The sequence below is a fragment of the Actinoallomurus iriomotensis genome (assembly GCF_030269445.1).
In the GTDB taxonomy this organism is placed as follows: Bacteria; Actinomycetota; Actinomycetes; order Streptosporangiales; family Streptosporangiaceae; genus Actinoallomurus; species Actinoallomurus iriomotensis.
Genome location: NZ_BSTJ01000015.1, coordinates 125,507 through 141,783, shown reverse-complemented (window position 1 = coordinate 141,783; position 16,277 = coordinate 125,507). Strand labels below are relative to the sequence as shown.

The following is a 16,277-nucleotide window of genomic DNA, read 5'->3' as shown; positions in this document are numbered from 1 at the left end:
CTCCTCACGGTCAGGGCGATGAGTGTGAGCCTTCCGGTAAGAGAACCCGACGTCACGGTCATCGTGATCGTCTATAACGACGCGGGGCGCCTGGCCCGCGCGGTCCGCTCGGTGCTGGCGCAGTCGCTGGCGGGCGTGGAGGTCGTCATCGTCGACGACGCCAGCACGGACGCGACCCCACGAGTGGCGGCGCGGCTCGCCGCCGGGCGGCCGGACCGCGTCCGCGTGATCACTCTGCCCGAGAACTCCGGCGGGTGCGGACGCCCCCGCAACGCCGGGATGGAGCAGGCGCGCGGCCGCTACGTGATGTTCCTCGACAGCGACGACACCCTCGATCCGCACGCGTGCCGGAACCTCGTGAGCACCGCCGAGGAGACCGGGGCCGAACTGGTCTCCGGCCGCTGCGTCCGGGTGCTGCCGGAGCGCGAGCAGAACTGGTACCCGTCGCTCTACCGCGAGTCGCGCGTCGTGACGAACATCCTGGACGAGCCCGACCTGCTGTACGACACCCTCTCGACCAACAAGTGCTACCGGCGCGACTTCCTCGAACGCGAGGGGCTGCTGTTCGTCGACCGCCTGCACTACGAGGACCTGCTGTTCAGCGCGCAGGCCTACGTCAGCGCGCGAAAGATCGCGATCATTCCGCACCGGGTCTACAACTGGCTCATCGTCCCGCGCGGAGAGACGCTGTCGATCACGCACCGCCGCGCCGAACTGCGCAACTTCGCCGACCGGCTGGAGATCCACCGGCGGATCGACGCCACCTTCCGGATCCGTGGCGCCGAGGAGCTCGCGAAGCACAAGAACGTCAAGTTCGTCAACCACGACCTGCTGCTCTACCTGCGCGAGCTCCGCAGCCGCGACCCGGACTACCGCGAGGCCTTCCTCGAACTCGCCCAGGGATACCTGGCGACGATGGACACCGCGGTGTTCGAGGAGTGCAACCCGATGGCCGCGATCGCCGGCTTCCTCGTCGGGCAGGGTGACCTGGACGGGGCGATCGCCGCCGCGGACCGCGCGCCGAGGAGGGATGTGCCCCCGACGCTGTCGATCGCGCCGGTCGAACGCGACGGTCTGATCTACTGGTCCGAGGCCTTCCTCGACACCGCGCCGGGCCGTCGCATCCTCGACGTCACCGACCTGGGCATCCACTCCGTGCCGCTCGAGCACCTCCGGCTCGGCGGCCGGCTGACGGCCATGAGGACGGAGGGGCACGAGCTGTCCCTCACGGGCGACTTCATCAATCCTCTGGGGCGGATCGGCGCCGCCACGGAGCTCACCGGCAGGCTGGAGATCCGGGACCGCCGCAGGAAGGGCCGAGCGTTCCGCGTTCCGGTGACGTTGCGCCACGAGGGCGACCGGATCGGCTGGCAGGCGAGGTTCGCGCCGGTCCGCCGGATCCGGCCGATCGGGCTGGTGGACCAGACCTGGGGGCTCTGGCTGTGCGTCGACGTCGGTGAGGAGACCGTCGTGGTCCGCCTGACCTCGACCGGCACCGCCCACAAGGGCGTCGAGGTGCCGGTACGGCCCCGGCTGACCCGGATCGTCGGTGACCGCCTGGAGGCGTACGTCGCCGACTCCGGAGAGCTGGCGTTCCGCATCGTCGGACGCAGCCTTCCCGCCCGCGCCGTCCTGCCGCTGATCCGTGACGTCGCCCGCACCGGACTGGGAGTGCGGTTCTGGCGGAGCCTCATACGCGCCGAGAAGGCGCTGCGCAGGCGGCTCACCGGCCGCGCGACGAAGATCGCCGTGTTCAACCGCGTGCTCGTGCGGCTGCCGGTCAGGAAGGGCACCGTCGTCTTCGAGAGCCACCTCGGAGCCCAGTACTCCGACAACCCGAAGTACGTTCACCTCGAACTGCGCCGGCGCGGTACGTCATACCGTGCGATCTGGTCCTACGACCAGAGCAGGCGGGGCTTCCCCAAGGACGCCGTCCTGGTCAAGCGCGGGTCGTGGGCGTACTACCGCGCGCTGGCCCGCGCCGAGTTCTGGGTCGACAACCAGGGTTTCCCCGCCGGGCTCACCAAGCGCCGTCAGACCACCTACATCCAGACCTGGCACGGCTCGGCGTACAAACGCATGGGCTTCGACGAGCCGTCCGTCAAGCAGGGCACCAGAGCCGAGCACGTACGGCGGCGCACCATGGCCGGCCGGTTCGACCACTTCGTCGTACGGTCCGAGCACGACGTGCGGACGCTGGCCGGAGGCCTCGGCGTGACCGCACCGCCCCTGCGGGCCGGGTACCCGCGCAACGATCCGCTCGTGAGCGGCGGCGACCCGGAGGAACTGGCCGAGCTGCGCCGCCGCCTGGGGCTCGACGGTGACGCCCGTACGGTCGTGCTGTACGCGCCGACGTTCCGTGCCGACGAGGAGGGGCGGCCGGTCGCACGGTTCGAGGCGCCGTTCGACCTCGAACGCTTCGCGCGCGAACTCGGCGACTCGCACGTGCTCCTCATCCGCGCGCACTACCTGAGCACGGCGGTGGTGCCGCCCGGCCTGCGCGGCACCGTCGTCGACGTCGGCGGAGTCCACGACGTCACGCCGTTGCTGCTGCTCGCCGACGCGCTGGTCACCGACTATTCGTCGGTCATGTTCGACTACGCGCTCCGCGACCGCCCGATGATCTTCTACACGCCCGACGGCGACGACTACGCCCTGCGGCGCGGCGCGTACTTCGACCTGGCCGCTCACGCACCGGGGCCGATCGTCGCCGACGAGGACGGGCTGTTCGCCGCGCTGGCCGACCTCGACCGCGTGCACCGGGACCACGCCGACCGGCGCCGGCTGTTCACCGAGCGCTTCGGCGAGTACGACACCGGCACCGCGGCCAAGGCCATCGTCGAGCGTTTCTTCACCGGAGGCGGCCGTGACTGAGTCCCGCGACATCTTCATCGTCTGCAACAACGTCGAGGAGCTCGGCGGCCTCCAGCGGTGGGCGCACCACATCGCCCACCTGTTCGCCGACCGCGGCCACCGCGTCCACCTCGTCGGCGTGACGCACGCGGAGCGGTCCCACGACTACGGCCGGGACCCGCGGTACGCCGTCACCGTCCTGCACGAACGCCGGCCGGGGCCGCGCCGCGGGCCGGTGTCCCGGCTCGCCCACCGGGCCACGGTCCGCCAGGGCGCCGCGCGTCTGAGCGCGCTGCTGCGCACCGCCCGGCCGGGCGGCGTCGTCATCGCGGCGCAGGTCTGGGCGATGGAATGGGTCGCGCGTGCCGACACCGCGGGGATGCCGGTCATCGGCATGAGCCATGAGTCGTACGCGGCGACGCGGCGGTCGTCGCGGTACCGGCGGGTGAAACGCCACTTCGCCGGGGCGGACCTGTTCCTCGCGCTCACCCGCGCCGACGCGGACGCCTGGGCGTTCGACGACATGTCGGGGGCCGCCGCCATGCCCAACCCGCTCCACGTCGAACCGGCGTCGCCGTCCCCGCGCACCGAGCCGGTGGTCGTACGGCTCGGGCGGCTGTCCTTCGAGAAGGGGCAGGACATGCTGCTCGAGGCCTGGGCGGAGGTGGCCGCGCGCCACCCGTCCTGGCGGTTGCGCCTGTACGGGACGGGCCCCGAGGAGGACGCGCTGCGGCGCGGCGCGGCCGCGCTCGGCCTGGACGCCAGTGTGGAGTTCCCCGGCTCGACCTCCGACCTGGAGAGCGCGCTGACCGGCGCCTCGATCTTCGCGCTCTCCTCACGGGAGGAGGGCTTCCCCATGTCGATCATCGAGGCGATGGCGTACGGGCTGCCCACGGTCGCCTTCGACTGCGCGCCGGGCGTGCGGGAACTGCTCACCGACGGGCGGGACGGGCTGGTCGTGACGCCGGGGAACGTGATGGAGTTCGCCGCCGCCCTGGAGCGGCTGATGGACGATCGGCGACTCCGTGACACGCTGGGAGACGCGGCGCGCGTCTCGGTCCGCAGGTATGCCCCCGACACGATCGTCGACCGCTGGGAACGGGCCTTCGCGCTCGTGGACGGCCGGACCGGCTGAATCTCGGCCGCTCCCCCCAGTTTCACTTTATAGCAGATAAGTGCGCCTCATGAGGCGCCAAAAATTGCTCCATACTGCCGCCGTTGCGAACCGAATCGACGCAAGGAGCAACGGAATTGGCCTACGTGATGGGCTTCGAGAAGATCGACGCGACGAATGTCGCGGACGTCGGCGGAAAGGGGGCACACCTCGGCGAGCTCTCGCGAATCGATGGCGTCCGCGTGCCGGACGGCTTCTGCGTCACGACGGACGCCTTCCAGCGGATCATGGCCGAGGCGCCGTCGATCGACGCTCAGCTCGACCTTCTGGCGCGCGTGGAACCGGACGACCGCGAGGCGATCCGCACCCTGAGCGCCGAGATACGCCGCGTCGTCGAAGACGTCGCGATGCCCGACGATCTCGTGGCGGCGATCAGCGAGTCGCTCACCCGGCTCGGGGAGCACGCCTCCTACGCGGTGCGTTCCAGCGCGACGGCCGAGGACCTGCCGACCGCCTCCTTCGCCGGCCAGCAGGACTCCTACCTGAACATCGTGGGCCTGACGGAGATCCTTCGCCACGTCCGGCGGTGCTGGGCCTCGCTGTTCACCGAGCGGGCCGTGACCTACCGGTGCCGTAATGGCTTCGATCACCGGAAAGTGCGGATGGCCGTGGTCGTGCAGCAGATGGTGTTCCCGGACGCGGCCGGGATGCTGTTCACCGCGGATCCCGTGACCTCGGACCGGAAGACCGCCACCGTCGAGGCCGGGTGGGGGCTCGGGGAGGCGCTGGTCTCCGGTCTGGTCGCCGGGGACGTCTACACGGTGCGTGACGACCAGGTCGTCACCACGACGGTCGCCACCAAGGAGCGGTCCGTCCAGGCGTCGCCCGGAGGCGGTGTTCAGGACACGCCGATCGAACCGCGGAGGCAGACGCAGCCGGCTCTCACGGACGCGCAGGTCGTGCGCCTGGTGCGGCTGGGCCGGCGCATCGAAGCGCACTTCGGCCGCCCCCAGGACATCGAATGGTGCCGGGCAGGCGACGACTTCCACATCGTCCAGAGCCGGCCGATCACCACCCTGTTCCCCATCCCGACGACCGAGGACCAGGAGAACCACGTCTACGTCTCCGTCGGTCACCAGCAGATGATGACCGACGCGATGAAGCCGCTGGGACTCTCCGTGTGGCAGCTGACGACCCCACATCCGATGCCCGAGGCGGGCGGCCGGTTGTTCGTCGACGTGGCCCCCGTGCTGGCGACGAACGCGGGTCGCGTACGCCTCATCGACACTCTGGGGAGGTCCGACCCGTTGATCCGGGACGCGCTGCGAACCGTCGTCGACCGCGGCTTCGTCCGCACGCTTCCGGAGGACGAGGATTCCGGCGCCGCACCCGCCGGTGACCCACCCGCCCCGATCGAGACCGATCCGGCCATCGTCACCCGCCTGATCCGGCAGAGTCAGGAGTCCGTCGCCACCCTGCGGCGCGAGATCGAGGATCTGTCCGGGCCGGCGCTGTTCGACTTCATCCTGGCCGACATCGCGGAGCTGAAGCGCGTCCGGTCCGATCCACAGAGCCTCCCGGCGATCATGGCGGGGATGGAGGCGAGCTGGTGGCTCAATGACCACCTGGAGACGTGGCTGGGCGAGAAGAACGCGGCCGACGTGCTCACGCAGTCCGTCCCCCACAACGTCACGTCGGAGATGGGGCTGGCGCTCCTCGACGTCGCGGACACGGTCCGGCCGCACCCGGACGTCATGGCGTTCCTGCAGCGTGTGGTGGACGAAGGCCGGGAGGGCGACGGCTTCCTGGACGAACTGGCCGGGTTGCCCGGCGGACGGGAGGCGCGTGACGCCATCCGGGGCTACCTCGACGAGTACGGCATGCGCTGCGCGGGCGAGATCGACATCACCAGGACGCGCTGGAGCGAGCATCCCGCCACGCTCGTCCCCACCATTCTCGGCAACGCCAAGAACTTCGAGCCGGGCGCCGGCAGGCGACGCTTCGAACAAGGACTCCAAGAGGCGCGACAGAAAGAACAGGAACTGCTGACGCGGTTGCGCGCACTGCCCGACGGGGACGAGAAGGCCGAGGAGACCAAGCGGATGATCGACCGTGTCCGCACCTTCGCCGGATACCGGGAGTACCCCAAGTACGACATGGTCAGCCGCTACTTCATCTACAAGCAGGCGTTGCTGCGGGAGGCCGATCGCCTCGTCCGGTCCGGCGTCCTGCGGGAGAGAGAGGACATCTTCTTCCTCCGGTTCCAGGAGTTGCGGGAAGTCGCGCGAACGGGCGACGCGGACGCCGGACTCATCCGGGAGAGGCGGGAGGCGTTCCGGTCGTACGAGGCGCTCACACCGCCCCGGGTCATCACGTCGGACGGCGAGGTCATCGCCGGCCGGTATCGGCGTGACGACGCCCCGCCCGGCGCGCTGGCCGGCCTCCCGGTCTCGGCCGGGACCGTCGAGGGCCGTGCCCGAGTCATCCTGGACATGGCGCAGGCCGACCTTGAGGAGGGCGACATCCTCGTCACCGCGTACACCGATCCCAGCTGGAGTCCTCTGTTCGTCGCCGTCGCCGGGCTGGTGACGGAGGTGGGCGGCCTGATGACGCACGGGGCGGTGATCGCGCGGGAGTACGGCCTGCCGGCCGTGGTGGGCGTGGAGCAGGCCACCCGGCTGATCCGGGACGGGCAGCGGATCCGCGTTCACGGCACCGACGGATACGTCGAGATCCTCGACTGAACCCCGAGCGCAACCCGCCGTTGGCGATTTTCCGTTGGGACGTGTCACTCACGCCGCTGGAGGCGGTCCTGCGGCCTGCGTAGCTTGGGTTTCCGGTGCGCGGAGGTGCCCTCCGCGCACCGGTTCCGCGCTGAATTCTCACGGCATTGGAAAATGACATTGGACTACCTGCGGTTCATCGCGCCGGTCGGCATCGGCGTCGCGTACGCCCTGCTGATGTCCCTCATCCGCGAACCGCACCGGCTGCGCGTCAACGCGCTCATGATCGCCGGAGCCGGCGCGACCTATTTCAGCGGCGGCGGTCTGGGCGCCTGGGAGCTCGCGTTCGGCGCGCTGCTCGTCTATGTCGCCTATCGCGGCCTTGAGTCGTGGACGTTCGTCGGCATCGGCTGGCTGCTGCACACCGCCTGGGACGTCGTCCATCATCTCAACGGCCACCCCATCCTGCCGTTCGCCCATGACTCGTCGCTGGGCTGCGCGATCTGCGACCCGGTCATCGCCCTGTGGTGCTTCGGCGGCGGCCGGTCGCCGCGTGAGCTGTTCCGTCGCACGAAGCGCCCGGCGGGGATTCGGGAGCAGATGGCCCGATCGTAATGCCCAATTTGGGCTCTTGACTGATCGCCCTGACCTGACGGATCGTCGGGTGTCCGTAATGCGAGTCTTTGTTCGGAATATCGAACAAAGGTCGCCTTCTGCACCCGAAGGGCACCGATGTCCGGAACCTTCCGCGCCGCCTTCGCCACCCGGCTGCTCGTGGCCGTGTCGCTCGTCCTCGCCGCCCTCCCCGCCAGGGCGCAGGCCGCCGCGCCACCTCCGCGATCCGCCGTCACCGAACACGTGGCCGGCACCGGGCGGAGCGTGGACTTCGACCAGGACTGGCGGTTCGCCCTCGTCAACCCGGAAGGCGTCACCGACCCCACCGGCGCCTACGCGCACGCCGCCGATCCGGGCTACGACGACTCCTCGTGGCGCCGGGTGAACCTCCCGCACGACTGGAGCATCGAGCGCGACCCGACGCCCGACGGCGGCACCAACGCCGGCACCGGCTTCCTGCAGGGCGGGCTCGGCTGGTACCGCAAGACCTTCACGCTGCCCTCCTCGATGGCCGGCCGGCGGATCTCCGCGGAGTTCGACGGCGTCTACATGGACTCGGTCATCTACTTCAACGGCCGGCAGGTCGGCGCCCACGCGTACGGCTACACCGGGTTCGACGTGGACCTGACCGACCTGGCGCACACCGACGGGACGACGCCGAACGTGCTCGCGGTCGAGGTGCGCAACCAGCTCCCCAGCAGCCGCTGGTACTCCGGCAGCGGCATCTACCGTGACGTCCACCTCACCGTCACCGCGCCGGTCCACGTCCAGCGGCACGGCGTCTTCGTCACCACGCCGGACCTGGCGAACACCGTGAAGGCGGGCTACGCGAACGTCCACGCCCGTACGGACGTCGCCGGCGCGACCGCGGACACGCAGGTCGTCGCGACCGTACGGGACGCCCGCGGCCGTACGGTCGCCCGGGGAGCCTCCGGCGTGACGGCGGGGACCGCGGCGGCGGACCTGCGCGTCGATCACCCCGAACTCTGGTCCACCGCCCGCCCGTACCTCTACACGCTGCGCACCGACGTCGTCGTGGCGGGCCGGACCGTGGACACGACCACGACCCGCTTCGGCGTCCGCTGGTCCGCCTTCAGCCCGGACGGCGGTTTCTCCCTCAACGGCCAGCGGATGAAGCTGCAGGGCGTCGACCTGCACCACGACGGAGGCGCGCTCGGCGCGGCCGTCACCGAGGACGCCCTGTACCGGCAGATGAAGATCATGAAGAGCATGGGCGTCAACGCCTTCCGCACCTCGCACAACCCGCCGTCGCCGGCGATGGTGCGGGTCTGCGAGGAACTCGGCATCGTGATGATGGTCGAGGCGTTCGACACCTGGCACACACCGAAGGTGAAGTACGACTACGGCCGGTTCTTCGACGCGAACAGCGACGCCGACATCACCGAGATGGTGAACGCGGCCAAGAACTCACCGGCCGTCGTGATGTGGTCGATCGGCAACGAGATCCCCGACTCGACCTCCGTCACGGTCGGCGTGCCGATCGCGCGGCGGCTCATCGCCGACGTCCGGGCGGTCGACACGACCCGGCCGATCGTCATGGGGTCGGACAAGTACCGCAGCGTGCCGGCGCCCGGATCGGCCCAGGACCAGATCCTGCGGATGCTCGACGGCATCGGCCTCAACTACAACACCGCGGCCTCGATCGACGGGCTGCACGCCCGCTATCCGGACAAGTTCTTCTTCGAGTCCGAGTCGTCCTCGGAGACCTCCACGCGCGGCGTCTACCAGGACCCCCAGCAGCTCAACACCGGCGAGAACCACACGCCGGGCAAACGCGGGGCCTCCTCCTACGACAACAACCTCGCCTCGTGGACGATGAGCGGGGAGTACGGGCTGAAGAAGGACCGCGACCGCGCCTGGTACGCCGGGGAGTTCCTGTGGTCGGGCATGGACTACATCGGCGAGCCCACGCCGTACAACGTGTTCCCGGTCAAGGCCTCCTTCTTCGGTGCGGTGGACACCGCCGGCTTCCCCAAGGACATGTACTACCTGTTCAGGAGCCAGTGGACGACCGCGCCCATGGTCCACCTGCTGCCGATGAACTGGACCGACCACCGGCGCGGCGACCCCGTACAGGTGTGGGCGTACTCCAACGCCGACACCGTGGAGCTGTTCCTCAACGGCCGGTCGCTGGGCACCCGCCGGTTCGACCACAAGACCACCACGGACGGCCGGGGGTACCTGGAGACGACGGAGGCGACCCACGACGACAAGACCGTGACCTCGGGGCCGTACCCGGGCAGCTACACCAGCCCGAACGGCAGCGCGGGCAAGCTGCACCTGACCTGGGACGTCCCGTTCGAGCCGGGCACGCTGAAGGCGGTCGCCACCCGCGACGGGAAGGTCGTGGCGACCGACGTGCTGAAGACGGCGGGCGCGCCGTACACGGTCCGCCTGTCACCGGACCGCCGGACGATCGACGCGGACGGCCGGTCGCTGTCGTACGTCACCGCGGACGTCGTCGACGCGCACGGCGTGACCGTGCCCGGCGCGGACGACTCGCTGCGCTTCACCGTGACCGGCGGCTCGCTGGCCGGGCTGGACAACGGGCAGGAGGAGAGCGCGGAGAACTACAAGGCGCCGGTCCGCGCCGCGTTCAACGGCAAGGCGCTGGCGATCGTACGGTCCGGGACCGCACCGGGCCCGATCACGGTGACGGTCACCGGCGCCGGCCTGCACCCGGCGTCCACGGTCATCCACGCCACCGGCGGCACACCCGGCGTGACCGTCGCGGCGCCCGTGCCGGTGCGGGCCGCTCCGGCCGCCGCCCCGACGGTGACCGCGGACGCGAGCTACTCCGGCGCGCCCGGCACACTCCCGGCCGCCATGCTGGACGGCGACACGGAGTCGGGCGGCTGGTCGAACTACTACAACAAGCCCGCCACGGCCCTGCTGCCGGCGTACAGCCTGGCGCATCCGCGCGAGTGGGTGTCGGTGACCTGGCCGAAGACCCGCACGCTCGGCGGCGTCACGCCGTACTTCACCGTCGGCGCCGGTTGCGCGCTGCCGGCGTCGGTCGCCGTGTCGTACCTGCGCGACGGCCGGTACGTCCCGGTGCGGAACCTGAGCATCACGTGGGCGACCGGCTCGAACCAGCCGACCGAGATCACCTTCGACCCGGTCCGTACGACGAGCGTGCGACTGGACCTGGCGAGCCGCGCCCCCGGCACGCCGGACGGCTTCCTGCAGATCGCCGAACTCCGCTTCCCGGGAGACTGACCGCGCTTGCGCCGGTCCACCCGGCTCGGCCAGAGTGACCGGCCGTGAAGCTCAACGACGATCTGCGCACGCTGCTGCGGCGGCCGAGCACCTGCTACCTCGCCACGACGATGCCCGACGGCTCGCCGCAGGTGACCCAGACCTGGGTCGACACCGACGGCGAGCACGTTCTGATCAACAGCGTCCAGACTCACGTGAAGACCCGGAACATCGAGCGTGACCCGCGGGTCGCCGTGGCCGTCGCGGACCCGGACCGGCCGTCGCGCTACGTCCAGATCCGCGGCCGCGTGCTGGAGGTCACCACCGAGGGCGCGGCCGCCCACATCGAGGAGCTCGCCCAGCGGTACCTCGGCCGGCCCTACCCCTGGTACGGCGGCCGCGACCAGGTCCGCGTCATCTTCGTCATCGAGCCGGAGTCCGTCACCGGGACGGGGTGACTCGCCGGCGCGTGGCGCCGTGGGGCAGGAGCAGCCGGAGCGTCGTACGGGCGTCCTTGCGGCGCCGCGGCGTGGGGGCGGCGACGGAGGTGATGGCGGTGACGGCGACCGTCAGCGCGTAGAGCACGCCGGCGGCGCCGCCCGCCGCGTACACGTGACGGAGCAGTGCGAGCATCGGGAGACCTCCCTGGGAATGAGGCGGGAACTCTCGCCCGCCGGGGACCTACTGAATGCCACGTCCGAAGGGTTTCCGGCGATCCATCGTCAGGCGCGACGGCCCCGACTACCCTGGCCGGACGGGAGATCTCCGGTTTTCCGGGCGAGGGGAGCCGATGGGCACGGGCGGTGCGGTGGAGCGCTTCTCCGCCGAGCTGAGGTCGTTGCACCATGCGGCGGGCCGCCCGACGCTCGACCGTCTCGTCCGCCACTGCCGCGCCCAGAAGCCGCCCGTCACGACCAGCGACGCGACCATCCACGGCTGGCTGACCGGGACGAACATCCCCTCGGAGCGATCCGAGCGCGCGTTCTCCCAGATCGTGGGTTACCTCCGGCAGGAGGTGCGCGAGCGTGGGGGTGACCCGTCGGCGCACTTCCCCGACGGCTGGAAGAACGCGCTCGCGCGGGCACGCGAGGAGAAGCGGGCGAACCGCGGCGGCCGGCCCCGCAGGACGAGGACGGTCCGCGCCACCGGCGGCTCCGCACCGCGGCCGATGACGCTGCCGCCCGACCCGGCGGGCTTCACCGGCCGTGCCGCCGCCCTGGCGGAGCTGGCGGAGCGCCTGCGGAGCACGGACGGCACGGTCACGGCGGTCACCGGCATGGGCGGCGTGGGCAAGACCGCGCTCGCGGTGCGTGCCGCGCACCGGGCCGGCCGCTTCTCCGGGGGGATCCTCTTCCTCGACTTAGGAGGCTTCGGCCAGGGCCGGCCGCTGGAGGCCGAAAGCGCCGCCGAACGCCTGTTGCGCATGCTCGGCGTGGCAGAGCCGGAGCCCGGCGACGCCCCGCCCGAGCCCGTCGGGCGGTGGCGGACCGCGCTCGCCGGTTCGGCGGGCAGCCCGCTGCTGATCGTGCTGGACAACGTCGCGTCCGCCGGCCAGGTCTCGCCGTTGCTCCCGGACCCGCCGCACCACGTGATCGTCACGTCGCGCAACACGCTCTCCAGCCTCGCGGCACACCGGGTCGGCCTGACGCCGCTCGACGCCGAGGAGTCGGTGCGCCTGCTCGACCGGGCGCTGCGGCGTACCGTTCCGGGCGACGACCGGGTGGCCGCGGGCCCGGGGGACGCGGAGCGGCTCGCCGAGCTGTGCGGGCGGCTGCCGCTGGCGTTGCGGATCGTCGCGGCGCTGCTCCTCGACGACCCGCACCGGTCGCTGTCCGCCGAGGTCGCCGCGCTGGGCGAGGCACGGGACCGGCTCGACCGGCTGCGGTACGACGACGTCGACGAGCAGGGCCGTGCCCTCGGCGTCCGCGCGGCGTTCGACCTGTCCTACGCGCGCCTCGGCGAGGAGCAGAGCCGGGCCTTCGACCTGCTCGGCGTGGTCCCCGGCCCGGACTTCGGGCCGGACACCGCCGCCGTGGTCCTCGACCGGACGCCGCCGGAGGCCGAACGGCTCCTGGCCGACCTGACCCGTCTCCACCTGATCCGGGGACATCCGGGTCGCCGGTGGGACATGCACGACCTCGTCCGCCTCTACGCGACCGAACACGCCCGCGCCGACGCCGGAGGGTATCGCGGCGCGCTGGACCGGCTGCTGGAGCACTACGAGAGCGCCGCCACCGACGCCGACCGGCGGTTCGCCGCCCCCGGCACGCTCCGCCTCTTCCACGCCAACCGGTTCGCCTCCCGAGCCGAGGCGCTGGACTGGTTCGACGCCGAACACCGCAACGTCGCCGCCGCCGTCGCGGCCGCCCACGAGGCGCGACTGTGGCGCCGGGCGTACGAGCCGGCCGTCAGGCTCGCCCGTTACCTGGAGTTCCGTCGCCACACCGACGAGTGGGTCGCCTGCGCCCGCCTGGCCCTCGACGCCGCCGGGCACCTGGAGCCCGAGCGCGTATCGCCGGCCGCGCTGTCGCTCGGCAACGCCTGCCGGGCCGCCGGGCGGTACGAGGAGGCGGAGCGGCAGCTGCGGCGGGCGCTCGACCTGGCGCCGGACCGCCCGGCGGAGGGGAACGCCTGGCACGACCTCGGCCTCGTGTACTTCAACCTCGGCGACTACGCCAGGGCCGTCGAGTGCCACCGGAACGACCTGCGCATCTGCTCGGACGCCGGCGACCTGCTCGGCGCCGCCCAGTCGCTCTGCGCGCTGGGCGACGCGCTGCGGATGCGGGAGGAGTACGAGGAGGCGGCCGCGTCGCTCGTACGGGCCATCGAGGTGTTCGAACACCTTCAGGACGCCGGCGGCCTGACGCAGGCCCGGATCAACCTCGCGCTCGTCCTGCTGGGCTGGAATCCGGTGTGGTACGGCGGCTGCGGGATCTGGCACCTCTGCCACGCCCTCCGGCTGGCCCGGGAGCGGGACGACCACCACGGACAGGCCGTGGCACTGCTCGACCTCAGCGTGCTGTACCTGAGCATCTGCCCGGCCTGTTACGGCCGCGCCGTCGTCCGATGCGCGACGCGGGCCATGAATCTCTTCGAGCGGCAGGGCGAGCCGCTGCGCCTGGCGTACGCGACCCGGGCGCTCGGCCGGGGCCTGCTGGCGGTCGGCGACCTCACCCGGGCGCGCCGGGCCCTGGACCGGGCGAGCGACTCCCTGGAGGCACTCGGCGTCCGGCCGGACGCCGGCGACGTTCCGCCCGGCACCGAGACGAGGACGCCGCACATCCCCGGGTGCTTCGGCCGGTCGGACAAGAACCGGTTCCGGTGGCTCGCGCGGCTGCCGGACGACGTCATCCGGGGCGACTTCCGGCATCTGGACGGGTACGCCTGGGAGGGCTTCCGTTTCCTCGTCCTCACCGAGCCCGGGCGTCCGCCTTCCTCCGGCGAGGCACCCTCACCGCCGCGCCCCGCCGGCGAGGGCGCGGTAGCAGGCGATGTGGGCGACGACACCGATGACGGCCGCGATGCCGCAGGCCGCGAGTGACCTGCCGACGGTGCTCGTGGTGGCCGCGCTGTCGCCGCGGGCGCGGACGCGGACGTCCTGGTGGACCAGGCCCCGGTGTGCGCCATCGATGGTGCCCGACCGCCGTGCGCCGCCGGCCGTCCACGAGCCGTGGCAGGTCGTCTCGTCGTGGCCGTTGCCGTGCTGGTCGACGTGGACCGACGTCTCGCAGGACTCGACCCTCGCGACCGTGGGTTCGCCGAGCGCGTACGTCCAGAGCGGGGGCGCCAGGACGATGAGGCCGCCGACCGACAGCGAACCCCAGACGATGACCGGCGCGAGCCACCGCGCTCTTCTCTGCTGGGGCGTCGTCTTTCCGGCCACAGAGAGGAACTTAGCGGACACCCGCGTCGAGAACGGAAGAGTGCCTGGTGATTGGCAGAAATTGGTGGTAGATCTTCCACTTTTGGCTAATTGACCTTTCTGTAATTGGCGTGTCAGTCTGTCGGACTGTCTTTTGGGGCCTCTCCTTCGGCAGGGGGACTTTCGTGCCGTACATACGCCGGGCCGTCGTCGCGCTGGCGCTGCTTGTCGCCGTCGCGGTCGTCGTCGTACGTCCCGGAGACCGGGCGTACGCGGCGGACCAGCAGGGCAAGGTGACCCGTCCGGTGCCGCTGCTGGAGCTGCGCACCGCGGGGAACGCCGGCTGGTTCTGGACGCTGAACGAGGCCGAGGCGAACAGCGCCGCGAGCAGCGGAATGAGCCTCCAGCACACCCGGCTGGGCTACCTGCGGGCCCAGCCCTTCAGCGGCTCGCAGCCGATCTACCGGATCCGTGTTCTGGCGAAGCCGACGTACCTGCTGAGCGCCTCCAAGCAGGAGTGCGACACGCTCGACCAGTCCGGAGGCTATGACTGCGAGGGGATCGTCGGCTACGCCGCCGCCTCGCAGCAGCCGGGCACGGACGAGCTGTGGCGGATGTCGAACGGATCGGAATGGCGCGTCGTGCCCGAGGCGCAGCGCGCCGCGTTCACGGCGAAGGGCTACCGCACCGACGGGCCGCTCGGCTACGTGTACCCGACCTACGACCAGGTGGGCGCGATCTACTTCGGCAGCTTCGACGCCGACGGCAACCAGGACCTCATGGCGCACGTCAAGTCCGTCTACGGGCGCGACGGGGACTGGTGGGGCGGCGTACGGGACTTCGCCGGCTCCGGCGTCCCGGTCAACCGGTGGCACTGGCCCCAGACCGACTTCTCGGACCTGGAACCGTCGATCGGCTACTACGACGACTCCCAGCCGGCCACGCTGGAGAAGCAGATCTCCGCCGCGTCGTCCGCCGGGCTGTCCTACTTCACCTTCTACTGGTACTGGAATCCCGCCGGAGGCGGCGCCGAGCAGTACATCGACGGGCTGAAGGCGTTCCTCAAGGCCGCCAACCGGTCGAGCATGGACTTCAGCGTCATGCCCTGCCTGCATCCGTGGTCGAACGGCGACGTGTCCCTGCACCTGCCGGAGGACCAGATCGACAAGGCCGCCAAGACCATCGCGGACGAGTATCTCGGGCAGCCGAACTACCTGCGCGCCAACGACGGCCGCCCCATGATCCAGGTCTGCGACACCCGGGGGATCGGTGACGGCACCGCGACGTCCGTCGACGCGGAGGCGACCAAGCGGTTCACCGACGCGCTCCGCACCGAGGCGCGGAACGAGTACGGCGAGGACCTGCTGATCACCCTCAACGCCGACCTCGGCGTGCCGGCGGGTGCAAGCGGCTTCGACGGCACCCAGTGCCAGGGACAGTACGACACGTCCCGGTCCTTCCAGCACTACGCCGACAACCAGCGCGCGTACTTCGCGAACTTCCCCGGTACGCTCATGCGCTGCGCCTCCTCGGGCTTCGACGACCGGCCGCGGGACGGCATCGCCATCGCCGACCCCGGCGCGAACGCGACCGAGCAGCAGCTCGAAGCGTCCTTCCACTGGTACGACGACCACTCGATCGACCGCTTCGGCACCCTGCTGGCGAACGTCCAGGCCGACATCGACGCCTCGGCGCGGCCCCCGGCCGTCGACAATTTCGTCCTGGTGTACGCGTGGAACGAGTGGCACGAGGGCGGCCACATCGAGCCGAACAAGCGGGACGGCTGTGCCTATCTCGCTGCCATTCAGGCGAAACTGCACCTGCTCGGCTCGGGCTGCGCCTCCTGACCGCCGGCTTACGAGATTTCTTGAAATGTCGCTCTTGGTATGAC

The 16,277-nt window shown here is 71.2% G+C and carries 10 protein-coding genes; 8 read left to right on the top strand and 2 right to left on the bottom strand.

From position 1 onward, the window contains the following. Positions 1-18: 18 nt before the first annotated feature. The 6 genes from QSK37_RS44235 (at position 19) to QSK37_RS44210 (ending at position 10,982) form a co-directional block, all read left to right on the top strand. Positions 19-2,874, top strand: coding sequence for a bifunctional glycosyltransferase/CDP-glycerol:glycerophosphate glycerophosphotransferase (locus tag QSK37_RS44235; protein WP_285633849.1), 2,856 nt, complete (start codon positions 19-21; stop codon positions 2,872-2,874). Then, positions 2,867-3,988, top strand: coding sequence for a glycosyltransferase (locus QSK37_RS44230; RefSeq protein ID WP_285633846.1), 1,122 nt, complete (start codon positions 2,867-2,869; stop codon positions 3,986-3,988). Before QSK37_RS44235 ends, QSK37_RS44230 begins: the two co-directional genes overlap by 8 nt. Positions 3,989-4,116: 128 nt before the next feature. Next, a complete protein-coding gene (gene rph / locus QSK37_RS44225) occupies positions 4,117-6,711 on the top strand; it encodes a rifamycin-inactivating phosphotransferase (RefSeq protein WP_432705664.1) in 2,595 nt (864 codons plus the stop codon). A 153-nt stretch (positions 6,712-6,864) separates the two neighbouring features. Then, a complete protein-coding gene (locus QSK37_RS44220) occupies positions 6,865-7,305 on the top strand; it encodes a DUF6010 family protein (RefSeq protein WP_285633843.1) in 441 nt (146 codons plus the stop codon). A gap of 117 nt (positions 7,306-7,422) precedes the next feature. Then, the gene (locus QSK37_RS44215; protein WP_285633840.1) at positions 7,423-10,545 is read left to right on the top strand and encodes a glycoside hydrolase family 2 TIM barrel-domain containing protein; all 3,123 of its coding nucleotides are present in this window, start codon (positions 7,423-7,425) and stop codon (positions 10,543-10,545) included. Between the two features lie 44 nt (positions 10,546-10,589). Further along, complete coding sequence (locus QSK37_RS44210; protein WP_285633837.1) at positions 10,590-10,982, top strand: PPOX class F420-dependent oxidoreductase; 393 nt, start codon at positions 10,590-10,592, stop codon at positions 10,980-10,982. On the opposite strand, the gene QSK37_RS44205 is transcribed toward QSK37_RS44210, so the two are convergent. Continuing rightward, positions 10,966-11,157, bottom strand: coding sequence for a hypothetical protein (locus QSK37_RS44205; protein ID WP_285633834.1), 192 nt, complete (start codon positions 11,155-11,157; stop codon positions 10,966-10,968). The genes QSK37_RS44210 and QSK37_RS44205 overlap by 17 nt on opposite strands. 157 nt (positions 11,158-11,314) lie before the next feature. On the opposite strand from QSK37_RS44205, the gene QSK37_RS44200 reads away from it, so the two are divergent. Further along, the gene (locus tag QSK37_RS44200; RefSeq protein WP_285633831.1) at positions 11,315-14,065 is read left to right on the top strand and encodes an ATP-binding protein; all 2,751 of its coding nucleotides are present in this window, start codon (positions 11,315-11,317) and stop codon (positions 14,063-14,065) included. Here QSK37_RS44200 and QSK37_RS44195 read toward each other — a convergent pair. Next, positions 13,976-14,407: a hypothetical protein gene (locus QSK37_RS44195; RefSeq protein WP_285633828.1), complete on the bottom strand. Its 432-nt coding sequence runs from the start codon at positions 14,405-14,407 to the stop codon at positions 13,976-13,978. The two genes, QSK37_RS44200 and QSK37_RS44195, sit on opposite strands and share 90 nt — an antisense overlap. A 164-nt stretch (positions 14,408-14,571) precedes the next feature. Here QSK37_RS44195 and QSK37_RS44190 point away from each other — a divergent pair, with 164 nt between their 5' ends. After that, on the top strand, positions 14,572-16,233 hold the full coding sequence (locus QSK37_RS44190) for a glycoside hydrolase family 99-like domain-containing protein (protein WP_285633825.1): 1,662 nt from the start codon (positions 14,572-14,574) through the stop codon (positions 16,231-16,233). Positions 16,234-16,277 lie beyond the last annotated feature (44 nt).

Excerpts from the sequence above, each read along its gene's own strand:
- QSK37_RS44235 (WP_285633849.1), top strand. The coding sequence starts at position 19 with ATGAGTGTGAGCCTTCCGGTAAGAGAACCCGACGTCACGGTCATCGTG.
- rph (WP_432705664.1), top strand. The coding sequence starts at position 4,117 with ATGGGCTTCGAGAAGATCGACGCGACGAATGTCGCGGACGTCGGCGGA.
- QSK37_RS44220 (WP_285633843.1), top strand. The coding sequence starts at position 6,865 with ATGACATTGGACTACCTGCGGTTCATCGCGCCGGTCGGCATCGGCGTC.
- QSK37_RS44215 (WP_285633840.1), top strand. The coding sequence starts at position 7,423 with ATGTCCGGAACCTTCCGCGCCGCCTTCGCCACCCGGCTGCTCGTGGCC.
- QSK37_RS44205 (WP_285633834.1), bottom strand. The coding sequence starts at position 11,157 with ATGCTCGCACTGCTCCGTCACGTGTACGCGGCGGGCGGCGCCGCCGGC.
- QSK37_RS44200 (WP_285633831.1), top strand. The coding sequence starts at position 11,315 with ATGGGCACGGGCGGTGCGGTGGAGCGCTTCTCCGCCGAGCTGAGGTCG.